Origin of the sequence: Winogradskyella sp. (assembly GCF_025210595.1) — a bacterium.
In the GTDB taxonomy this organism is placed as follows: Bacteria; Bacteroidota; Bacteroidia; order Flavobacteriales; family Flavobacteriaceae; genus Winogradskyella.
In genome coordinates, this window is sequence record NZ_JAOARH010000130.1 from 1 (window position 1) to 20,053 (window position 20,053).

15 protein-coding genes are annotated in these 20,053 nt (G+C 32.9%); 5 read left to right on the forward strand and 10 right to left on the reverse strand.

Translation table 11 applies throughout. The features are described 5' to 3' along the window. A partial coding sequence (locus N4A42_RS13015; protein WP_294074770.1) for a TonB-dependent receptor occupies nucleotides 1-1,896 on the forward strand: 1,896 nt, incomplete at its 5' end. 110 nt (nucleotides 1,897-2,006) lie between these two features. Beyond that, on the forward strand, nucleotides 2,007-3,476 hold the full coding sequence (guaB, locus tag N4A42_RS13020; RefSeq protein WP_294074805.1) for an IMP dehydrogenase: 1,470 nt from the start codon (nucleotides 2,007-2,009) through the stop codon (nucleotides 3,474-3,476). 109 nt (nucleotides 3,477-3,585) lie between these two features. Here the strand turns inward: guaB and N4A42_RS13025 are convergent, their stop codons facing one another. Then, nucleotides 3,586-4,212, reverse strand: a complete 627-nt coding sequence (locus N4A42_RS13025) for a YceI family protein (RefSeq protein WP_294074773.1) — start codon at nucleotides 4,210-4,212, stop codon at nucleotides 3,586-3,588. 195 nt (nucleotides 4,213-4,407) lie between these two features. On the opposite strand from N4A42_RS13025, the gene hemN reads away from it, so the two are divergent. Continuing rightward, nucleotides 4,408-5,772, forward strand: coding sequence for an oxygen-independent coproporphyrinogen III oxidase (gene hemN / locus N4A42_RS13030; RefSeq protein WP_294074776.1), 1,365 nt, complete (start codon nucleotides 4,408-4,410; stop codon nucleotides 5,770-5,772). 11 nt (nucleotides 5,773-5,783) lie between these two features. Continuing rightward, on the forward strand, nucleotides 5,784-6,617 hold the full coding sequence (locus N4A42_RS13035) for a universal stress protein (protein ID WP_294074778.1): 834 nt from the start codon (nucleotides 5,784-5,786) through the stop codon (nucleotides 6,615-6,617). A gap of 107 nt (nucleotides 6,618-6,724) precedes the next feature. Here the strand turns inward: N4A42_RS13035 and N4A42_RS13040 are convergent, their stop codons facing one another. The 8 genes from N4A42_RS13040 to N4A42_RS13075 all read right to left on the reverse strand — a co-directional run bounded on the left by N4A42_RS13040 (nucleotide 6,725) and on the right by N4A42_RS13075 (nucleotide 15,517). Next, nucleotides 6,725-7,426: a sulfite exporter TauE/SafE family protein gene (locus N4A42_RS13040; RefSeq protein WP_294074780.1), complete on the reverse strand. Its 702-nt coding sequence runs from the start codon at nucleotides 7,424-7,426 to the stop codon at nucleotides 6,725-6,727. A 3-nt stretch (nucleotides 7,427-7,429) separates the two neighbouring features. Next, nucleotides 7,430-7,876: a FixH family protein gene (locus tag N4A42_RS13045; protein ID WP_294074782.1), complete on the reverse strand. Its 447-nt coding sequence runs from the start codon at nucleotides 7,874-7,876 to the stop codon at nucleotides 7,430-7,432. A 112-nt stretch (nucleotides 7,877-7,988) separates the two neighbouring features. After that, a complete protein-coding gene (ccoG, locus tag N4A42_RS13050) occupies nucleotides 7,989-9,413 on the reverse strand; it encodes a cytochrome c oxidase accessory protein CcoG (protein WP_294074784.1) in 1,425 nt (474 codons plus the stop codon). A gap of 64 nt (nucleotides 9,414-9,477) precedes the next feature. Continuing rightward, nucleotides 9,478-10,443 carry a cbb3-type cytochrome c oxidase N-terminal domain-containing protein gene (locus N4A42_RS13055; RefSeq protein WP_294074787.1) on the reverse strand — a complete coding sequence of 322 codons (966 nt, stop codon included), beginning with the start codon at nucleotides 10,441-10,443 and terminating at the stop codon, nucleotides 9,478-9,480. Continuing rightward, nucleotides 10,440-10,625, reverse strand: a complete 186-nt coding sequence (locus N4A42_RS13060; RefSeq protein WP_294074791.1) for a CcoQ/FixQ family Cbb3-type cytochrome c oxidase assembly chaperone — start codon at nucleotides 10,623-10,625, stop codon at nucleotides 10,440-10,442. The genes N4A42_RS13055 and N4A42_RS13060 overlap by 4 nt, the downstream gene beginning before the upstream one ends. Before the next feature lie 7 nt (nucleotides 10,626-10,632). Continuing rightward, nucleotides 10,633-12,834 carry a cytochrome-c oxidase, cbb3-type subunit I gene (gene ccoN / locus N4A42_RS13065; protein WP_294074793.1) on the reverse strand — a complete coding sequence of 734 codons (2,202 nt, stop codon included), beginning with the start codon at nucleotides 12,832-12,834 and terminating at the stop codon, nucleotides 10,633-10,635. Between the two features lie 10 nt (nucleotides 12,835-12,844). Then, nucleotides 12,845-13,024 (reverse strand): cbb3-type cytochrome oxidase assembly protein CcoS, encoded by a 180-nt coding sequence (ccoS, locus tag N4A42_RS13070; protein ID WP_294074796.1) that lies wholly within the window; start codon nucleotides 13,022-13,024, stop codon nucleotides 12,845-12,847. A 117-nt stretch (nucleotides 13,025-13,141) separates the two neighbouring features. Further along, nucleotides 13,142-15,517, reverse strand: a complete 2,376-nt coding sequence (locus N4A42_RS13075) for a heavy metal translocating P-type ATPase metal-binding domain-containing protein (RefSeq protein WP_294074798.1) — start codon at nucleotides 15,515-15,517, stop codon at nucleotides 13,142-13,144. A gap of 110 nt (nucleotides 15,518-15,627) precedes the next feature. Here N4A42_RS13075 and N4A42_RS13080 point away from each other — a divergent pair, with 110 nt between their 5' ends. Further along, the gene (locus tag N4A42_RS13080) at nucleotides 15,628-16,305 is read left to right on the forward strand and encodes a Crp/Fnr family transcriptional regulator (RefSeq protein ID WP_294074800.1); all 678 of its coding nucleotides are present in this window, start codon (nucleotides 15,628-15,630) and stop codon (nucleotides 16,303-16,305) included. 76 nt (nucleotides 16,306-16,381) lie between these two features. Here N4A42_RS13080 and N4A42_RS13085 read toward each other — a convergent pair whose 3' ends face one another. Beyond that, nucleotides 16,382-19,591 carry a hypothetical protein gene (locus N4A42_RS13085; protein ID WP_294074803.1) on the reverse strand — a complete coding sequence of 1,070 codons (3,210 nt, stop codon included), beginning with the start codon at nucleotides 19,589-19,591 and terminating at the stop codon, nucleotides 16,382-16,384. Nucleotides 19,592-20,053 lie beyond the last annotated feature (462 nt).

Below are 20,053 nucleotides of genomic sequence, written 5' to 3' on the forward strand. Positions count from 1 at the left end.
ACACGTCAAAATGGTTATGATATTAGTGCAGATGTGTTGGGTTATCCAGAGAGTTATTATACACCACCAGCTGAAGCATTAGATGAAATTCAAGTTGTTAGAGGAGCAGCATCATTACAATACGGAACGCAATTTGGAGGACTCATTAATTTTAAATTTAAAACACCAAATTCTAATAAACCTATAGAGTTTTTAACTCGAAATACATTGGGAAGCAATAATCTGTATACTAACTTTTCGAGCATTAATGGTACAGTTAATAAGTTTAGTTATTATACCTATTTCAATTACAAAAAAGGAGATGGTTTTAGACCAAATTCTGAGTTCGAATCTAAAAATGCTTTTGCGCATTTAGGTTATCAAATTTCTAATAAAACTAAGGTTTCAGGTGAAGTAACCTATATGAGGTATTTGGCACAACAAGCAGGAGGATTAACAGATACTATGTTTGAAGAAGATCCTTATCAAAGTAATAGAACTAGAAATTGGTTTGAAGTAGATTGGTTATTATACAATTTTAAATTAGCACATCAATTTTCAGAAAAAACTAACTTTACTTTTAGGTTTTTTGGCTTAGATGCGTCACGAAAAGCACTAGGTTACAGAGGTAACCCTTTTTTAGTTGGTTCTAATCCAATTACTGATGTTGATGAGTTTTTTAATGGTTCTTATAGTCGTAGGGATTTAATTAAAGGAAATTATAGGAATTTTGGATTTGAAACCCGATTACTTACAGATTACAAACTGTTTAATAAAGACAATACAGTCTTGGTTGGTGCTAAATATTATAATGCTAATAATACTGAAGCTCAAGGTCCTGGTTCTACAGGTATAGGTCCAGACTTTGATTTTTTTGGATCTTTTGATGATTATTATAATACAGATTTCAAACTACCTAACAAGAATATTGCAATTTTTGGTGAGAATATCATAAGGCTTTCAGATAAGTTTACCGTAACACCAGGATTTAGATTTGAATACATAAAAACTGAGATAAAAGGAGAATATTTAGAAATACAACTTGATGGTGCAGGTAATGTTAATTTCTCTGAAATACGAGAAGATGAAAGAGTTAAGGAAAGAAGCTTTGTGTTTTTTGGTGTAGGTTTAAGTTATAAACCATTAGAGCAAACAGAGTTTTATGCTAATCTTTCTCAAAACTATCGTTCAGTAACGTTTTCTGATATTAGAACTGTGAATCCAGGATTTATAGTAGATCCTCTAATTGATGATGAGCGTGGCTATACTTTTGATATTGGTGCCAGAGGAAAAATAGGAACATCATTAAACTATGATATTAGTGGTTATGGATTGTTTTATAATGATAGAATAGGAATTGTATTAGTGCAAGAAGGACCAGATAAAGGAGATCGCGTAAGGTCTAATATTGGAGATGCATTAATAGTTGGTTTAGAGAGTGTTTTAGACTGGAATCTACTTCCTGTATTAAATATTAATAACCCTAACTATAAACTTAATGTTTTTTCTAATTTTTCTTATACAACGTCAGAATATACTTCATCAGACCAAAGCAGTGTAAAAGGTAAAAAAGTAGAATTCGTACCAGAATTTAATTTAAAAACAGGAATTAAATTTGGATATAAAGATTTGTTAGGCAACATTCAGTTTACACATTTGTCAGAACAATTTACAGATGCTACAAATGCACATGCTGTAGCAGGTGACGCTAAAGAAGGCTTGATAGGCGAGGTGCCAGCTTATTCTATTATGGATGTGTCTTTATCATATAAATACAAACAGTTTAAGTTAGAAACCGGAATAAATAACCTTTTAGATAATAATTATTTTACAAGGCGAGCAACAGGTTACCCAGGACCAGGAATTATTCCATCACCTCCAAGAAACTGGTTTGTAACTTTAGAAGTTAAATTATAAAGTATAAAAAATATTTAATAAACATTATTTCTAAAAAGAATTATAGACATTATATATAACTACAGTAATAAAAATTGCGTAAATTTGCACGCAATTATATCTTAATTGCCATGACAGCACACGAAAATAAAATCCTAGGTGAAGGTCTAACCTACGATGACGTCTTATTAGTTCCAGCGTTTTCTGAAGTATTACCACGAGAAGTTAATATTCAGACAAAATTTACACGAAACATTACCATTAACATACCTGTGATTTCTGCAGCTATGGATACGGTTACAGAAAGTAGAATGGCTATTGCCATGGCACAAGAAGGAGGTATTGGTGTTTTGCATAAAAACATGACTATTGAAGATCAGGCTCAAAAAGTAAGACGCGTAAAACGTGCAGAAAGTGGTATGATTATTGATCCTGTTACTTTACCAATGCAAGCTGTGGTAGCAGATGCCAAAAATGCTATGAGAGAGCATAGTATTGGTGGTATTCCTATTATAGATGAAAACGGAAAGTTAAAAGGTATAGTAACCAATCGTGATTTGCGTTTTGAGCATAATAATGATAGACCTATTGTTGAGGTAATGACTAGCGAAAATCTAGTTACAGCACCTGTTGGAACTTCATTAAAAGATGCTGAAGATATTTTGCAAGCTAATAAAATTGAAAAGCTTCTTATTGTTGAAGGCGATAAACTGGTTGGTTTAATTACATTTAGAGACATTACAAAAGTTACTTTAAAGCCTAATGCTAATAAAGATGCTTATGGTCGTTTGCGTGTTGCTGCTGCTATTGGTGTTACAGGAGATGCTTTAGATAGAGCTAAAGCTTTAGTAGAAGCTGGTGTAGATGCTGTTGTAATAGATACTGCTCATGGTCACACCAAAGGAGTAGTAGAGGTATTAAAATCTATAAAGAAACAATATTCTAGTCTAGATGTTATTGTTGGTAATATTGCTACAGGTGAAGCTGCTAAATATTTAGTAGAGGCTGGTGCTGATGCGGTAAAAGTTGGTATTGGCCCTGGTTCTATTTGTACAACTCGTGTGGTTGCAGGTGTAGGTTTTCCTCAATTTTCTGCGGTATTAGAAGTAGCTGCAGCTATTAAGGGTTCTGGTGTTCCTGTGATTGCAGATGGAGGAATTCGTTACACTGGAGATATTCCAAAAGCTATTGCAGCTGGCGCGGATACAGTAATGTTAGGCTCGCTTTTAGCAGGTACAAAAGAAAGTCCTGGAGAAACTATAATCTATGAAGGACGTAAGTTTAAGTCTTACAGAGGTATGGGCTCTGTTGAAGCTATGAAACAAGGTAGCAAGGATCGTTATTTTCAAGATGTAGAAGATGATATTAAAAAATTAGTGCCAGAAGGCATTGTGGGTCGTGTACCTTATAAAGGTGAATTGTTTGAAAGTATTCATCAATTTGTTGGAGGGTTGAGAGCTGGTATGGGTTATTGTGGATCTAAAGATATAGCTACTTTACAAGACACTGGTCGTTTTGTGAAAATTACGGCAAGTGGTATTCATGAGAGTCATCCGCACGATGTGACAATTACAAAAGAAGCACCAAACTATTCGAGATAAATAGTTCTGAAATACTATAAAAAAAACTGCATCAAGAATTTAATCTGATGCAGTTTTTTATTTTAAAGTGGTTTAAAGTTTAAAACACTTCTTTATCTAAATGATGCTGTTATTTCTCTCTTAAATATGTATTTACTTCAATAGCAACATCTTCCCAAGTTTTACTAACACCATCAGCACCTTTGTGTAAATCATAACAAACTTTGTTAAGAGACTCTAACGCACCAAGAGCATCCCAATCTTTCAGCTTCATAGTGGCTTCCATAGTTACACGTCTTTCTTCAGTAATATTGACATCTAGATGTAGGTCGTTTGTAACACCATTCATCGTAATAGAAGCTATGTACTTGTTATCGGTATATTTAATTTTTCCGCTTATAAGTTTAGTGTCTAACATAGCACCAAAGAACGAGGCTTTCAGTTTATTGTCTCTTACTTCATCTTTAGTAAATAGGCTACTTACAGGAATAGAAAACTCTAGGCCATTTAAGGCTTCTTGAGGAGATGATCCTTCTTTTTTATCAAAAGATAATGTCGTAAATTCACCGCCAACTGGAGTTTTTTCAGTAGTCTTATAAGCCGTCCATTTTAAAGATGTATTTTCAGGTTTTACGATGTATTTTACTGTAGTTTCTGTTACGTTTTCTGTAGAAGTTTTTTCATCTTTGCTATCGCTTTTACAAGCAGTTGCAAAAATAATAGAGAAAGCCAATAAGGTGAATTTTAAATGTTTCATAGTTAGTTTTAGTTTTTAGTAAAGTTAATCATATAAGACTTTTAAAGCAAGTGGAGTTTTGTAATTTGTCAGACATTTTGTTAACTCTAAATTAAGCACTTTAAGGCATTTGTCTGTTGATTAAAATGTTACATGACAAATATCATATTTTTTGCAATCACATACCAGTAATTTTGATGTTGAGACTAACATAATATGAGTCAAAATTTAGTAAATAAATACAATGTGGCAGGTCCACGTTATACAAGCTATCCAACGGTTCCATATTGGAATTCTGAGTCATTTTCTTTACAGAAATGGAAAGATGTATTAAAAAAATCATTTGATGAATCTAATAAAGATGAAGGAATAAGCTTGTATTTGCATATGCCATTTTGCGAAAGTCTTTGCACTTTTTGTGGTTGTCATAAGCACATTACCAAGCGTCATGAGGTAGAGTCGCCATATATAAATGCTGTTTTAAAAGAATGGAGTTTATATTGTGAATTGTTAGAATCTAAACCAAGAATTAAAGAATTACACATTGGTGGTGGAACACCAACATTTTTTTCTCCTGAAAATTTAAAATACTTAATTTCAGAATTACTCAAAGTATCTGAAGTAGCTGAAGGATATGAGTTTAGTTTTGAAGGTCACCCTAATAATACTACAAAAGAACATTTGCAAGTTTTATATGATTTAGGGTTTAGACGTGTTAGTTTTGGAGTGCAAGATTACAATCTTAAAGTTCAGAAAGCAATTAACCGTGTACAACCTTTTAAAAATGTAAAACATGCTACAGAAACAGCCAGAGCAATTGGCTATACTTCAGTAGGTCATGATATTATTTTTGGGTTACCGTTTCAAACAGAGGTAGATGTTATTGAGACCATAAGAAAAACAGAAGCACTTATGCCAGACCGTATAGCATTTTATAGTTATGCGCATGTACCATGGATAAAAGGAAATGGGCAAAGGGGTTTTAAAGAAGCCGATTTACCAAGTGGACCATCTAAGCGTCAGCAGTACGAGACTGGTAAATATTTATTAGAAAAAGCAGGTTATGTAGAAATAGGAATGGATCATTTTGCCCTAAAGAGTGATTCGCTATACAAAGCCATGCAAAATGAATCTTTGCATCGTAATTTTATGGGTTACACAGCCTCTAAAACACAAGCTATGATTGGTTTAGGTGTGTCATCTATTAACGATAGTTGGTATGGTTTTGCTCAAAATGTAAAGTCGATAAGAGAATACTATGAATTAGTTAATAATAACATAATACCTGTATATAGAGGGCATATATTAAACAACGAAGATTTAAAAATAAGAAGGCATATTCTCAACCTAATGTGCCATTTTAAAACATCTTGGTCGCAACCCGAATTAACTTTTGATGAGTTACCTGATGTACTCATAAAACTTAATGAATTAGAACATGATGGTCTATTAGATTTAGAAAAAAAACAAATTACCATAACAGAAAAGGGAAAACCTTTTGTGAGGAATGTTTGTATGGCTTTTGATTTGCTATTACAGCGCAAAAAGCCAGAGACCCAATTATTTTCAATGACCATATAAACACTAACACTATGAAAAAAATTATTGTACCTATAGATTTTTCCGAACATTCAGAATTTGCTCTGGAGGCAGCAGCCAATTTGGCTCAAAAGTATGGCTCAGAACTTATAGTATTACACATGTTAGAATTATCTAATGCTATATTAACTATAAATGGCAATTCAATTAATGAAGAAGCTGTATTCTTTTTAAAACTAGCAGAACAAAAGTTTGAAGCTTTTTTAGATAGACCTTACTTAGAAGGTGTTAAAGTAACACCAATTGTAAAGCATTTTAAAGTTTGGAGCGAGGTTAATGATGTAGCAAATGATCACAATGCCAATCTTATAATTATGGGATCTCATGGAGCAAGTGGTGTAAAAGAAGTATTTATAGGATCTAATACCGAAAAAGTAGTTCGTCATGCAGATGTACCTGTTTTAGTGATTAAGCATAATCCAATACTTTTAGATTTTGAAAATGGAGTTTTTGCAAGCGATTTTTCTGATGAAGTTATTAAACCTTACTTAAATGCAAGAGCTACATTTGAAAAGTTAGGTGCTAAAATGCATTTGGTTTATGTTAACTCACCAGATGGTAATTTTAGAAGTTCTACTGAAATAGATAAGCGTGTATCCTTATTCTTAAAAAAAGCTGATGGCGACCTAGAAAATCTAGAAAATGTGTACATAGTTTCAGATTATTCTATAGAAAAAGGTATCCTAAATTTTGCAAACAATATTGGTGCTGATTTAATAGCAGTAGCAACACATGGTAGAAAAGGCTTGGCACATTTCTTTGAAGGTAGTATTTCAGAAGACATAGCTAATCACTCAACATTACCTGTAATGACTTTTAAAATATAGTTCTTGATGTTTATTAGTTAGTGTTATTAATATCAAGCTAAAACGCCAAAGTCTCAGACTTTGGCGTTTTTTATTTTGTAAACTAATCGGTAATGAGTAATAATATATTATTGACATTCCATTGCGCTGGTAGCTAATTCTACAACAGGAGCAGGTGAGATGTAAGGAATGCCTAATCCTAAGCCTCTAAGAATAAATAACGCACCAATAACAATTACAAATACCGGAATTGCTTTTTGAATACGTTGCTTTATAGTTTGATTTAAAAATTTTCCTAAATATATAGCAGAAGTCATTAAAGGAATGGTGCCTATACCAAATAATACCATATAAAAACTCCCTTGTAATAAATTACCTGTAGCTACAGCACCAAAAACAGCCATATATACTAAGCCACAAGGTAAAAAACCATTTAAAAAACCAATGGTTAAAAAGGTGTCAGCCGTTTTTTTCTTTAAAGCCTGCCCCAGATTAGATTTTACTTTAGAAATGACTTTATGGAGTGGCTTAGATAAATTGTATTTGGCAAATGTTTTATACGGTATTAATACTATAAGAATCATTAAAATACCAATGATTATAGATAGTTGTTGTTGTATGCCAAAAATATAAAGGCTTTTGCCAACTAAGCCAAAAACTAAGCCTATTAAACTATAAGCTAGTAATCTGCCAATATGATAAATGCTTATTTGGCTAGCTTTTTTGAAAGAATTAGAGCGGTCTACAGGCAGCATAAAGGCAATAGGACCACACATGCCTACACAGTGTAAACTCCCTAATAAGCCTAATATGAATGCCGAGTATAACATGTTTTAATAAGTAATCCCTTTTTTGTAGAGATAAGTATTGTTTTTGTATGTCCAGTCTACCTTAATGTTCCAGCGACCATCTAACAAATTGTTGTCAGGTATGAGCAAATTGAAGTCAGATAATGAAATAGGAATTTCAAAATCTAAACGCTTGTTAGATGGTCTGTATAGGAACACTGAACCTTTAATTTCTTTAAAATCTAAATCTTTTGGGAACTCAATAACAATACCCTCTTTGGTCTTTTTCCAGGTAATATTTGTTTTTAAAGCTTTTGATTTTTTTTCTTTATCAATTTCTGACTGGAATTCTAGTTCTTTTTGATAATAATCATCTACAACTAAGTCATGGTCGTATTTGTCATCTGTAGCCATATTAACCACGAAATACATAATAAAACCAATAAAGCCTACAAATGCTATAACTATAGCTGTTCCCCAATTTATTTTCATATTTCAATTTCCCACTAACGTGAGAATCTCCTTATTTTAGTTATTCTACCACCTGAAGATGTTTCAGGATTTCAATTTATGCCTACGTGATTTTTTGAATCTCATAGGAGTATTAATTATAACTTCTAGGGCCTAAAAAGGTTACAGAAGTTGTTTCAATTAATTTATCACCACTATAAACATCAATAGTAAGATTGTTTTTGTCTCCTGACAAATTGCTCTGTTTTAGTTCTATAAATAATGTACCTTCTGCTAAGCCACTTTCTTCAACCTTAAACGTATTATTAGTAGAAACAAGTTTTATTTCTCCATCTACGCCTCTTAGTTTAAAGCTAACGTCTTCAATAGTTTCTGTTGTTTTATTAACTATTTTATAGGTATATACATTACTAATAATATTATTATCCTTGTGTTCGTATAGTTGGCCTGGTAGTCTTAACACTCTGGCTTCTACATCATTCCTAAGCGCTAGCATACCTAATAAAACACCTATTAATATTACCAAAACAGCAATGTAACCTTTCATTCGAGCCGTTAACTTAAATGGCTCTTTCTTTTCAATATTATTTTCACTGGCATACCTTATTAATCCTCTTGGCTTCTTAATCTTATCCATGATAACATCACACTCGTCTATACAAGCAGTACAATTAATACACTCTAACTGAGTACCATTTCTTATGTCAATACCAGTTGGGCAAACATGTACACACTGTAAACAGTCAATACAATCTCCATGACCTAATGCATCTCTATCTTCATTTTTTCTAAATTTCTTTCTACCACTTTCACCTTCACCTCGCTTATGATCATAGGCAACAATAATAGATTTATTATCTAAAAGTACACCTTGTAATCGTCCATAAGGGCAAGCTATAATACAAACTTGTTCTCTAAACCATGCGAAAATAAAATAGAATACACCTGTAAAAATAAGTAGAGAAATTAAAGTACTTAAATTAGCAGATGGTCCTTCTTTAATGTATCTAAAAAGCTTATCGCTTCCTACTAAATAGGCTAAAAATATATTAGAAATTAAAAAAGATATTATTAAAAAGATAAACCATTTTAAGCTACGCTTTTTTATTTTTTCTGCATTCCATTTTTGCTTTTCAAGCTTTCTTTGTTTATTCCTATCTCCATCTATCCAGTATTCAATTCGTCTAAAAACCATTTCCATAAAAATGGTTTGAGGACAAATCCACCCACAAAAAATACGTCCAAAACCAACCGTAAATAATGTGATGAATACCACTCCAATGATCATAGATACCACGAACAAATGAAAATCTTGTGGCCAAAATGGAAACCCAAAGATGTTAAAACGTCGTTCTAAAACATTAAACATTAAGAACTGGTTGCCGTTAATTTTAACGAAAGGCGCAGCAAACAGGAAAGCTAATAAAAAGTAGCTAACGAGTTTTCTTTTGTCATAGAATGACCCAGAAGGTTTTTTAGGGTAAATCCAATTACGCTTTCCTTCTTCATCGATGGTGCCAATTGAATCTCTAAAGACTTCATTGTTTGGAGTTTCCATTATGTAATAGCTTTAAAAGTTAAATTTTTATTTAAGTAAGAGCTATTTTTTGGTTTAGTGTTTTTTATACTTCTGTTGATTCTTCTTCAACACTTTCTGTGTTTTCAGTTGCATCTTCAGAAGTAGTTTCATCAGTTTCAGAACCTTCGGCAGATTCATCTACCCAAATATCGCCTTCAGCTTCTTTTGGGTTTGCTGGTGTTTTTCCTTGAAATTGTAATACATAACTTGCAACTTGAGCTATTTCTATGGGTTTTAGATTAGCTTTCCAAGCAACCATACCTTTACCATCTCTACCACCTTCAGAAATTGTATTAAAAACATTTTTAATACCACCTCCAAGAATCCAGTTTGGATCTGTTAGGTTAGGACCAATACCACCACCACCATCTGCCATATGACAAGCAACACAGTTAGCTTCGTATATTTTTTGTCCAGAAGAAAGGTCAGCTGCATCAGTTAGTAACTCAACGGTACTTGCGTCTACTAGGTCTTTGGCTGTTTTTTTGTATTCTTCAATAGCTTTGTTTGCTTCAGCATATTCAATTTCGTATTCAGCAAATTGATCACCTGCATTAAAGACATGGTAACGCGCTAAGTAAACTACAGCAAAAATAATTGTAGCATAAAAACCATATAACCACCATGGTGGAAGGTTATTGTCTAACTCTTTAATACCATCGTAATTATGATCTAGTATAATTTCACCTTCATCTTCTATTGGTTTACCACCTTTTAGCTTTTCATAGGTATTCTTTAACCATAACGCTAATTTTGAAGGGGCCGCTTTTTGAGCATCGTATCTTGCTTTGCCTTCTTCATCTAAACTTTGATATAGTATATTATCTAAAGTACTTACAATACCTTCTATAGCTAATAAAAATAAAAGAACTAATAGTAAGAATAATAATACAAGAGGTTGTTCCATAAATGCTGGTTGATCTCCAGAATCTATGAAGTATTCTATGAGCCCTGCTATGGTGAAAAACACAACAGGAACTCTTATATATGATGGAATTAAATGTCTCATAGTTTTAAATCGTTTTGGTTATCTAAAGGAATATTGCTAACAGTATTGATGTATTCTTTTTTTGCTGTAAAAACCCAGTAAAATAGGACAACAAAAAACAAAAAGAATATTAGAAGAGATATCAGTGGGTAAATTTCTATCCCAGTAATACTTTCCATGTGATGTTTTACAAATTTTAACATGGTGTTATTAGTTTTGAGCAGTTTCGTTAGTAATCTCTTTTACTTTAATATCAGTACCTAATCGCTGTAAATAAGCAATAAGAGCTACGATTTCTCTATTTCGCATTTCTACGAAATTATCACCACCAGCAGCTTTATCTGCCTCGTATGATTTTGCAAAATCAGGATCACTATAAAGGTTTTTCTCTATCTGAGTACCTTGCTCTGTCATAGAAGTTTGTGCATTAGCTATATCTTCTTCAGTATAAGGTACACCTAAGCTTACCATAGTTTCCATTTTCTTTTCGGTCATTGACTTGTCTAGTTTAGCACCTTCACCTACAATTAACCACTTATATGCAGGCATAATAGAACCTGTTGACGTACTTTGTGGGTCGTACATGTGATTAAAGTGCCAGTTGTCATTGTATTTACCACCAATTCTATGTAAATCAGGTCCAGTACGTTTACTTCCCCAAAGGAATGGATGATCGTAAACAAATTCACCAGCTTTAGAGTACTCACCATAACGTTCTACTTCACTACGGAATGGACGAATCATTTGTGAGTGACAACCCACACAACCTTCTCTAATGTATATATCTCTACCCTCTAATTCTAAAGGTGTATAAGGCTTAACACTGCTTATTGTTGGAATATTAGATTTTACAACTATAGTTGGAATAATTTGTACTATACCACCAATTAATATAGCAATTGTAGCATATACGGTTAATAATACTGGTTTACGCTCTAACCAAGTATGCCATCCTTCTCCAGCAACACGTTTTTTAGATACACGTTGTAATGCAGGTGCTTCTGCAAGCTCGTCTGTAACTTTACTTTTAGATTTTGAAATCGTTACTATTACATTGTAAACAAGTATTAACATACCAACAACGAAAAGTGTACCACCAATAGCACGCATCCAGTACATTGGCATAATTTCAGTTACTGTTTCTAAGAAGTTACCATAAACAATACTTCCGTCTGGGTTAAATTGTTTCCACATACTTGCTTGAGTAAATCCAGCAACATATAACGGTAAAGCATAAAGAATAATACCTAGTGTACCAATCCAGAAGTGTACATTGGCTAAACCAACAGAATATAATTTTGTTTTGAATAGTTTAGGTACCAACCAGTAAATCATACCAAAGGTCATAAAACCATTCCAAGCTAATGCACCAACGTGTACGTGAGCAATAATCCAATCTGTAAAGTGAGCAATTGCATTTACGTTTTTAAGTGATAGCATTGGTCCTTCAAATGTTGCCATACCGTAACCAGTAATACCAACTACCATAAATTTAAGTACAGGGTCTGTACGAACCTTATCCCAAGCTCCACGTAAGGTTAATAAACCGTTAATCATACCACCCCAAGAAGGTGCGATAAGCATTACAGAGAATGCAACACCTAAATGCTGAGCCCATTCTGGTAAAGCTGTATATAATAAGTGGTGAGGTCCTGCCCAGATGTATATAAAAATTAACGACCAGAAGTGCACAATAGATAGTCTATAAGAATAAACTGGTCTATTTGCTGCTTTTGGAACAAAATAGTACATCAATCCTAAAAACGGTGTTGTTAAGAAGAATGCCACGGCATTATGACCGTACCACCATTGTACTAAAGCATCTTGCACACCTGCGTAAACAGAATAACTTTTTAGTGCACTTACAGGAAGCTCTAAACTATTAAATATATGAAGTACTGCAACAGTAACAAAGGTTGCTAGGTAAAACCAGATGGCAACATATAAATGTCTTTGACGACGTTTTAATATGGTACCAATCATGTTAACACCAAATACCACCCATATTAAAGCTATAGCAATATCAAATGGCCATTCTAATTCGGCATATTCTTTTGATGTAGTATAACCAAGAGGAAGGGTTATGGCAGCACCAACAATAATTAATTGCCAGCCCCAGAAATTAATGTTACTTAGTAAATCACTAAACATTCTGGCTTTAAGTAAACGCTGAAGTGAGTAATACACACCAGCAAAAATGGCATTACCTACAAAGGCAAAAATTACAGCGTTTGTGTGTAATGGTCTTAAACGTCCAAAACTTAACCAAGATATACCATCTGTTAAGTTAGGGAATATAAACATAAAGGCCAGGATTAATCCTACCAGCATACCAACCACACCAAAAACTATTGTGGCGTAGAGGAATTTTTTAACGATTTTATTATCGTAGTAAAATTGTTGCATTTCCATATTAATATAATTAGTCAGTTTTTTTTGAATTTTCTGTTTTTGGGCTTATTATTTCGTCTTCAAATAACATACGCACAGATGGTGTATAACTATCATCATATTGGCCAGATTTAACGGCCATTAAAAAAATGACAAAAAAGGCTACACCAACGATAACGCTCACTGTTAATACAATATATATAACACTCATACCTGCTCTGAAGTTATGACCCAAATTTACAGTGGTACCTTTTTTAAAAACATGACATTTATCATGTCAGGTTATTTAAATTAATTCCAAATAAATTCTTGGGTTTGTTCATAATTTTTAATTCAATTTTCGTCCTAAAATGTTTGTACAAATAGTCGTAAAAACGACAATACTTATTGAACTCAACGGCATCAATATTGCAGCTACTACTGGTGCTAACTGACCAGTAACAGCAAAGTATAATCCAATAACATTATATATAAATGAGAGCACAAAACTCCACTTAATAATTTTTATAGCAGATTTTGATGCTTGTATATAACTGTATAGTTCCTTGAATTTTGTAGCATCAAGAATAGCATCGCATGCTGGTGAAAATACATTAACATCTTCTGAAATAGCAATACCAACATTACTTTGTGCCAATGCGCCAGCATCATTAAGACCATCACCTATCATAAGTACTTTTGCGCCTTCGGATTGATGAAATTTGATAAAATCTAGTTTATCTTCGGGTTTTTGATTAAAGATTAATTTGGTTTTACCTGGTAATAATTTCTTTAAGTTTTCTCGTTCACCTTCATTATCTCCTGAAAGGATTACTAAATCAAAATGTTGTTTTAATTGATTAAAAAGTTTAGAGACTCCTTTTCTGTAACTATTATAAAAAGTGAATTTTCCTTTATAAACATCATTACTGCTTACATGTACTGTAGTATTGAGGGTAGATGTTTGTTCTGTATTACCAACAAAACTTGCAGATCCTATTTTTAGGTTTATATCATTATGTTTTGCTTCTATACCTTTGCCTACATGTTCTTTAAAACTGTCTAAAGTAATGATGTTGTGTTCATCTAAAATGTTGTAAAGCGTTCTGCTTAAAGGGTGATTAGAGCCACGAAGTGAATTTTTTAAAACTAAATTTTCCAGCTCTGATAATGATAAACCTTCATATTCAGCATTACTTTGTTGATTAGATGTAATGGTTCCTGTTTTATCAAATATAACAGTGTTTATTTCTGCCAATTGTTCTATAACACTAGCGTTTTTAATGTAGAATTTTAACTTTCCAAAAATGCGAAGCAAATTTCCAAATGTAAAAGGAGCGGATAGTGCAATTGCACAAGGGCAAGCAATAATTAAAACCGCAGTAAAAACATTCATGGCTTTACTAGCATCTGTTATTAGCCAAAATGTTGTTGCTACAAATGCAATACTGAGTATAGCAATAGTAAAATGCTTACTAATGGCATTGGTTATATTGGTAAAGCCATCTTCTTTATTTTTGTTAAAAACATCATTACTCCAAAGCTGTGTAAGGTAACTTTGTTCTACAGATTTTATAGCTTCTAGCTCAATAACACCAGAGGTTTGTTTACCACCTGCAAATAGTTTGTCGCCAGATTGTTTGGTTACTGGTTGTGACTCTCCTGTTACAAAACTGTAATCTATTTTTCCTCTACCATTTATTAATATACCATCAACAGGTATTAGTTCTTCGTTTCTAATTAAAAGACGATCCCCTTTTTTAATGTCATATACTTGTATGGCATTTTCATTACCATTTTTGTCAATTTTAGTTATGGCAATAGGAAAGTAGGACTTGTAATCGCGTTCAAACGAAAGAAAATCATAAGTTTTTTGTTGAAAAAATTTACCAACTAATAGAAAGAAAACTAATCCTGCAAGGCTATCAAAAAAACCTGAGCCTATATCAAAAGCAATTTCAATAGTACTCCTAATAAAAAGTACAGATACACCTAATGCAATTGGTACATCAATGTTTAGAATTTTTGCTTTTAAGCCTTTATATGCTGAGATAAAATAATCTTGAGAAGAATAAAAAACTACAGGAACAGCGAGTGCAAACATTAACCAACGGAACATATGTTTGTATTGCTCTAGCCAAAATTCATTAATTTCAAAATATTCAGGAAAAGACAGAAACATAATGTTTCCAAATGCAAAACCAGCAACACCGAGTTTGTATATAAGTGTTCTGTTAATGTGCTTTTTACCAGATTGATAATCGTCTAAGCTAATATAAGGTTCGTATCCTATAGTGCTTAGTAAAGTAACTATAGATTTTAAATCTGTAGCTTCAGAATTATAAGTTATTCTTACGGTTTTCTTTCCAAAATTTACCTGAGAAGCCGAAACATTTGGGTTAAGTTTGTTTAAGTTTTCTAATATCCAGATACAAGAGCTACAATGAATATGTGGAATATAAAGCGAAACTATTTCTACATCTTCACTTCTAAATTCAGTAAGTTTTTCAATGATATTTTCTTGAGAAAGAAAATCGTATTTTCCTTCTATTTCTTTTGGGATGGCACCTGGTGAATTTTGTAAATCGTAATAACAAGTTAAATCATTTTCATTAAAAATTTCGAATACGGTTTTACAACCATTACAACAGAATGATTTATCTTGAAAGAGAATAGGGCGACTACCACAGTCGTCACCACAGTGAAAACAAGTTTTGTTTTCCATTTTTAAATTTGCTCATTTATACCTGTAACAAAGGTGACAATTTCTTGAAAGATAAAATATGATATTTGTCATGTAATTATTATCTTTGAATAGACACTAAATCAATCGGTATGGGTAAATGTGAGTCTTGTATTGTTAAGGAATTCAATTCCTTAAAATCCTTAACACGAGAAGAACTTATGCGTGTATCTGCCTGTAAAACAGGTAAGATGTACAAAAAAGGGCAAGTTATTTTCGAGGAAGGTGAAACCCTTAATGGTGTTTATTGCGTTAGGGATGGAGTTTGTAAATTGACGAAGCTTAGTGAAAATGGTAAAGATCAAGTAGTCAAACTTGTGGTTAAAGGCGGAATGTTAGGAAAACGTTCTTTAGTGTCTGAGCAAAAAACCAATTTAAGTGCTGTTGCTTTAAATGATATGGAAATGTGTTTTATTCCTAAGGCTGAAATTATGAGCGACTTGTTAAAAAACCCAAAATTTACTATGGACGTTCTAAAAGAAATGGCTAATGATTTAAAAGAGTCTGATATTTCTTTGGTAAACATGGCGCAAAAGTCAGTAAAGCGCAGAATGGCTGAAATCTTAATGTATATCCATGATAATTTTGGTTCAGACGATAAAGGTTTTTTAAGTATTGTATTATCTAGAGAAGATTACGCAAGTATTGTAGGTACTGCAACAGAGTCTGCTATTAGAATATTGTCGCAATTTAAAAAAGCAGGGTTTATTTCTACCTCTGGAAAAAGAATTAAAATTATAGATTATAACAGTCTTAAATGGATAGAATAGTATTATTGTTTTAATATATAAAAAGCCGTTTCAATAGATTTGATACGGCTTTTTTACTTTTCTGTATTGACTTTAGTTAATCAATACTAAATGTTTTTGTTTCTTTAAAAGGATTGGTTTGGAGTTGACGCATTTGGATTTCATAATCTTTCCAAGCATTATTAAAGAAATTATTAGTCTCTTTAAAAACTGTATTAAAGGCATCTTTAGCATGCTTTATAAGAGAAACTTCTGTTGATGTTAAACCTTTTTGGCTATTAAATACATAACCTTGCGCTGTTCTTAATCGTTGCATCGGAGTAATTTCAGGATTTCTAGTAATTCCTTGACGTTTATCTACTTTACCTAAGTATTTGTCTATTAAACTATCAATACTTTTTACGATGTCTTTAGATAACTCGATTTGGTCTTTAAAGCCTTCTTTATCTAGTTTAGACAATTCTTTTTTATAATTTTCAGCTATTGTTTTACTTTCAACTAATTGTTTAACAGCATCAGCAGCAGATTGTTGTAGGTCTTCTAGATCTTTTGCAGCAGTATAAACCTCATCAATATTTTTTTGCGATACATTTAATCTTGGATCAGATGCAACATTTATAGTAGTTTCAGAATTTAAATCACCATAATGAATAATGGCTTTGTAATTTCCAGGTTTTACGCTAATACCACTAGGTTCTCTGGTTTGTTTTTGATTGGTTCTAGATGGTCTGTCAACACCTTTTTCGTTCATATACCATGTCCATTTATGAATCCCATTGTCTTCTGGTGCTTTACGTTTTAGAGTTCTTATTAATCGATCTCCATCATATAATTTTAGAGTTAGTGAATCCCATTTTATGTCGTTACTAACTTTTTTATCACTTATGTTTTTATCTCCTTTTTTAGCTTCTGATTTTATGTCAGATTTTTCAGCTATCTTTTTATTGAACATGTACGAAAAATGAGCTCCAAAACTTCGATTCTCACCATTATAAAGAGCATCACCTCCAAAACGACTTCCTGTTGGTTGTTGGTAAGCTGCTTGATAGGCAGTTGGTGGATTGAACAGCTTTATATTAGAATTAATTACCGATGTGTTTTTAGCCATTTCTCGCAACGGTCTAATATCATCTAAAACCCAAGCAGCTCTGCCAAATGTGCCAATAACCAAATCATGCTCTCTAGGATGAATCACAAGGTCTTTTACAGATACTGTAGGGAAGCCTTCGGTCCATTTTGTCCATTGGTTTCCAGCATCAATAGAAACATATAAACCATCATCAGTTCCTAGAAACAAAAGATTTGGTTCTTCAATATCTTCAACAATAGATAAGGCATAGCTTTCTACATCGTTATTGTCTACAATACGTTCCCATGTTTTTCCATAATCTTTAGTTCTATAAGCATAAGGTGTATAGTTAAAACGACGATAATCATTCGCAATTAATAAAGCTTCTCCTTTTCGTTTGTTAGAGGCTTTGATTTGAGGAATCCAGCTTCCTGCTGGTAAACCTTTAATGTTTTTAGTGACTTCTGTCCAGCTTGCACCACCATTTTGAGTGATATGTACACGACCATCATCTGTACCTATCCATAACATATCTTTTTCTAAAGGTGAAGGCTCAATGACTAAAATAGTACAGTGATTTTCGGCACCTGTAGCATCCATAGTTAATCCACCACTTTCACTTTGTTTTTGCTTTTCTGGATCATTAGTACTTAAATCTGGAGAGATAATTGTCCATGTTTCACCTTTATCAATTGATTTATGTACAAACTGACTTCCAAAATAGATAGTACTAGTGTTAAAAGGATCAATATTAATAGCCGAATTCCAGTTAAAACGTAATCGTACTTCTGGATCTTCGTGTGTAGGTCTTACGGTGTAATTGTTTCCAGTTTGCCAATCGTATCGACTTACAAATCCTTGCTGGCTCATCGTCCAACCATAACGAGAATCGTCTTTGTCTGGAACTACATCAAATCCATCTCCAAAACTAATTTCTTGCCAATATGAATTACGAATACCTTGAGAACGCCATACATAAGCAGGACCTCTCCAAGACCCATTATCTTGCATTCCACCATATACATTATAAGGATATTCGTTATCTACATTAATATGATAGAATTGGGCAACTGGAAGATTTCCAATAAAACGCCAAGTTTTACCACCATCTTTAGTAATGTTCATTCCTCCATCGTTTCCATCAATCATAAATTGTCCATTTTCTGGATGAATCCACCATGCATGATGATCTGGATGTACACCATTGTCAACGCCATATGCAGGCATTAATTGCGTGAAATTCTTTCCGCCATCTTCACTTACATTTACATAAGTATAGATAGAATATACACGGTTTTCGTTTTGTGGATCTACATAAATTTCAGAATAGTAAAATGGACGATTTCCAATATCGTTTTTGTCATTTACTTTAGACCATTTAAATCCACCATCTGTACTTTTGTAAAGGGCATTCTTTTTGGCTTCAACCAAAGCATATACAATATTTGGTTTATTAGGTGCAATGGCAATACCAATACGACCTAAATCACCTTTTGGAAATCCATCTTCATCTGTAACTTTTTTCCAAGTTTCTCCACCATCGTGAGTGATGTGTAATCCTGAACCTTTACCACCAGATTTAAAAAACCAAGGGTCTCTTTTGTGTTCCCACATTGCAGCGATGAGTTTATTTGGATTTTTTGGGTCCATAACTAAATCAGCTGCTCCAGTTTTATTATTGGCAAAAAGTATATTTTTCCAAGTTTTACCACCATCAGTAGTTTTATAAACTCCACGTTCTGGATGTTCTCCCCAAGGTGATCCAATAGCAGCAACATAAACTACATCTGGATTGGTTGGATCAATAATAACACGATGAATGTGACGTGTGTTTTGTAAGCCCATAGCAGTCCATGATTTTCCGCCATCTAAAGATTTGTATATACCATAACCTCCATTAAGACTGTTTCGTGGATTTCCTTCTCCAGTTCCTACCCAAATTACACTTGGATTGGATTGCTGAATAGCTAACGCACCAACAGAAGCCGTTAGTTCATTATCAAAAATTGGTTCCCATTTGATACCACCAGAAGTAGATTTCCATACACCACCAGAAGCGGTTCCAACGTACATTACATCTGGATTATCTAGAACTACATCAATAGCAGTTACACGTCCAGACATTCCACCAGGACCAATGTTTCTTGGTGACATGTTTTTTACTAAGTCCATCGAGAATTCTTGTGCGGACAGTATAGTAACGCAGCATAGCATTACTAACGAAAAGAGTTTTTTCATTATGCGAAAGTTAGTTATTGTGTTTAAAATTAATGAAAAGAAACTTATGAAATCTTAATGAGTTGTTAAGTAGTTTTTAGAAGGCTATACTTTGTGTAGTTGTAGAGGTTTGAAGAAAAGTTTAGTTTTTTGATTTTATACAAAATCAATAGAAAGTGTGCTCTATTTATATGAGATATTTGCGTATTTTTGTTAAATGCAACTATGTTGCGTTTTATGAAGGTGTTACTTTGCTTAATAAGATTAAATTCGACTTCTAAAGAATAAAGGATATCAGATTAAAACTAAGATTTAAAAATTATAAATCACTCAATTGATAACACAATTAAACTTAAAAATGAAAAAACTAAATTATTTTCTAATTGCCCTTTTATTTACACTGCCCGCATCATTATTTGCTAATGAAGGCATGTGGTTTTTAATGCATATTGAGCGTCTTAACCATAGAGATATGCAAAAAAT

Excerpts from the sequence above, each read along its gene's own strand:
- guaB (WP_294074805.1), top strand. The coding sequence starts at position 2,007 with ATGACAGCACACGAAAATAAAATCCTAGGTGAAGGTCTAACCTACGAT.
- N4A42_RS13025 (WP_294074773.1), bottom strand. The coding sequence starts at position 4,212 with ATGAAACATTTAAAATTCACCTTATTGGCTTTCTCTATTATTTTTGCA.
- hemN (WP_294074776.1), top strand. The coding sequence starts at position 4,408 with ATGAGTCAAAATTTAGTAAATAAATACAATGTGGCAGGTCCACGTTAT.
- N4A42_RS13035 (WP_294074778.1), top strand. The coding sequence starts at position 5,784 with ATGAAAAAAATTATTGTACCTATAGATTTTTCCGAACATTCAGAATTT.
- N4A42_RS13040 (WP_294074780.1), bottom strand. The coding sequence starts at position 7,426 with ATGTTATACTCGGCATTCATATTAGGCTTATTAGGGAGTTTACACTGT.
- N4A42_RS13045 (WP_294074782.1), bottom strand. The coding sequence starts at position 7,876 with ATGAAAATAAATTGGGGAACAGCTATAGTTATAGCATTTGTAGGCTTT.
- ccoG (WP_294074784.1), bottom strand. The coding sequence starts at position 9,413 with ATGGAAACTCCAAACAATGAAGTCTTTAGAGATTCAATTGGCACCATC.
- N4A42_RS13055 (WP_294074787.1), bottom strand. The coding sequence starts at position 10,443 with ATGAGACATTTAATTCCATCATATATAAGAGTTCCTGTTGTGTTTTTC.
- N4A42_RS13060 (WP_294074791.1), bottom strand. The coding sequence starts at position 10,625 with ATGTTAAAATTTGTAAAACATCACATGGAAAGTATTACTGGGATAGAA.
- ccoN (WP_294074793.1), bottom strand. The coding sequence starts at position 12,834 with ATGGAAATGCAACAATTTTACTACGATAATAAAATCGTTAAAAAATTC.
- ccoS (WP_294074796.1), bottom strand. The coding sequence starts at position 13,024 with ATGAGTGTTATATATATTGTATTAACAGTGAGCGTTATCGTTGGTGTA.
- N4A42_RS13075 (WP_294074798.1), bottom strand. The coding sequence starts at position 15,517 with ATGGAAAACAAAACTTGTTTTCACTGTGGTGACGACTGTGGTAGTCGC.
- N4A42_RS13080 (WP_294074800.1), top strand. The coding sequence starts at position 15,628 with ATGGGTAAATGTGAGTCTTGTATTGTTAAGGAATTCAATTCCTTAAAA.
- N4A42_RS13085 (WP_294074803.1), bottom strand. The coding sequence starts at position 19,591 with ATGAAAAAACTCTTTTCGTTAGTAATGCTATGCTGCGTTACTATACTG.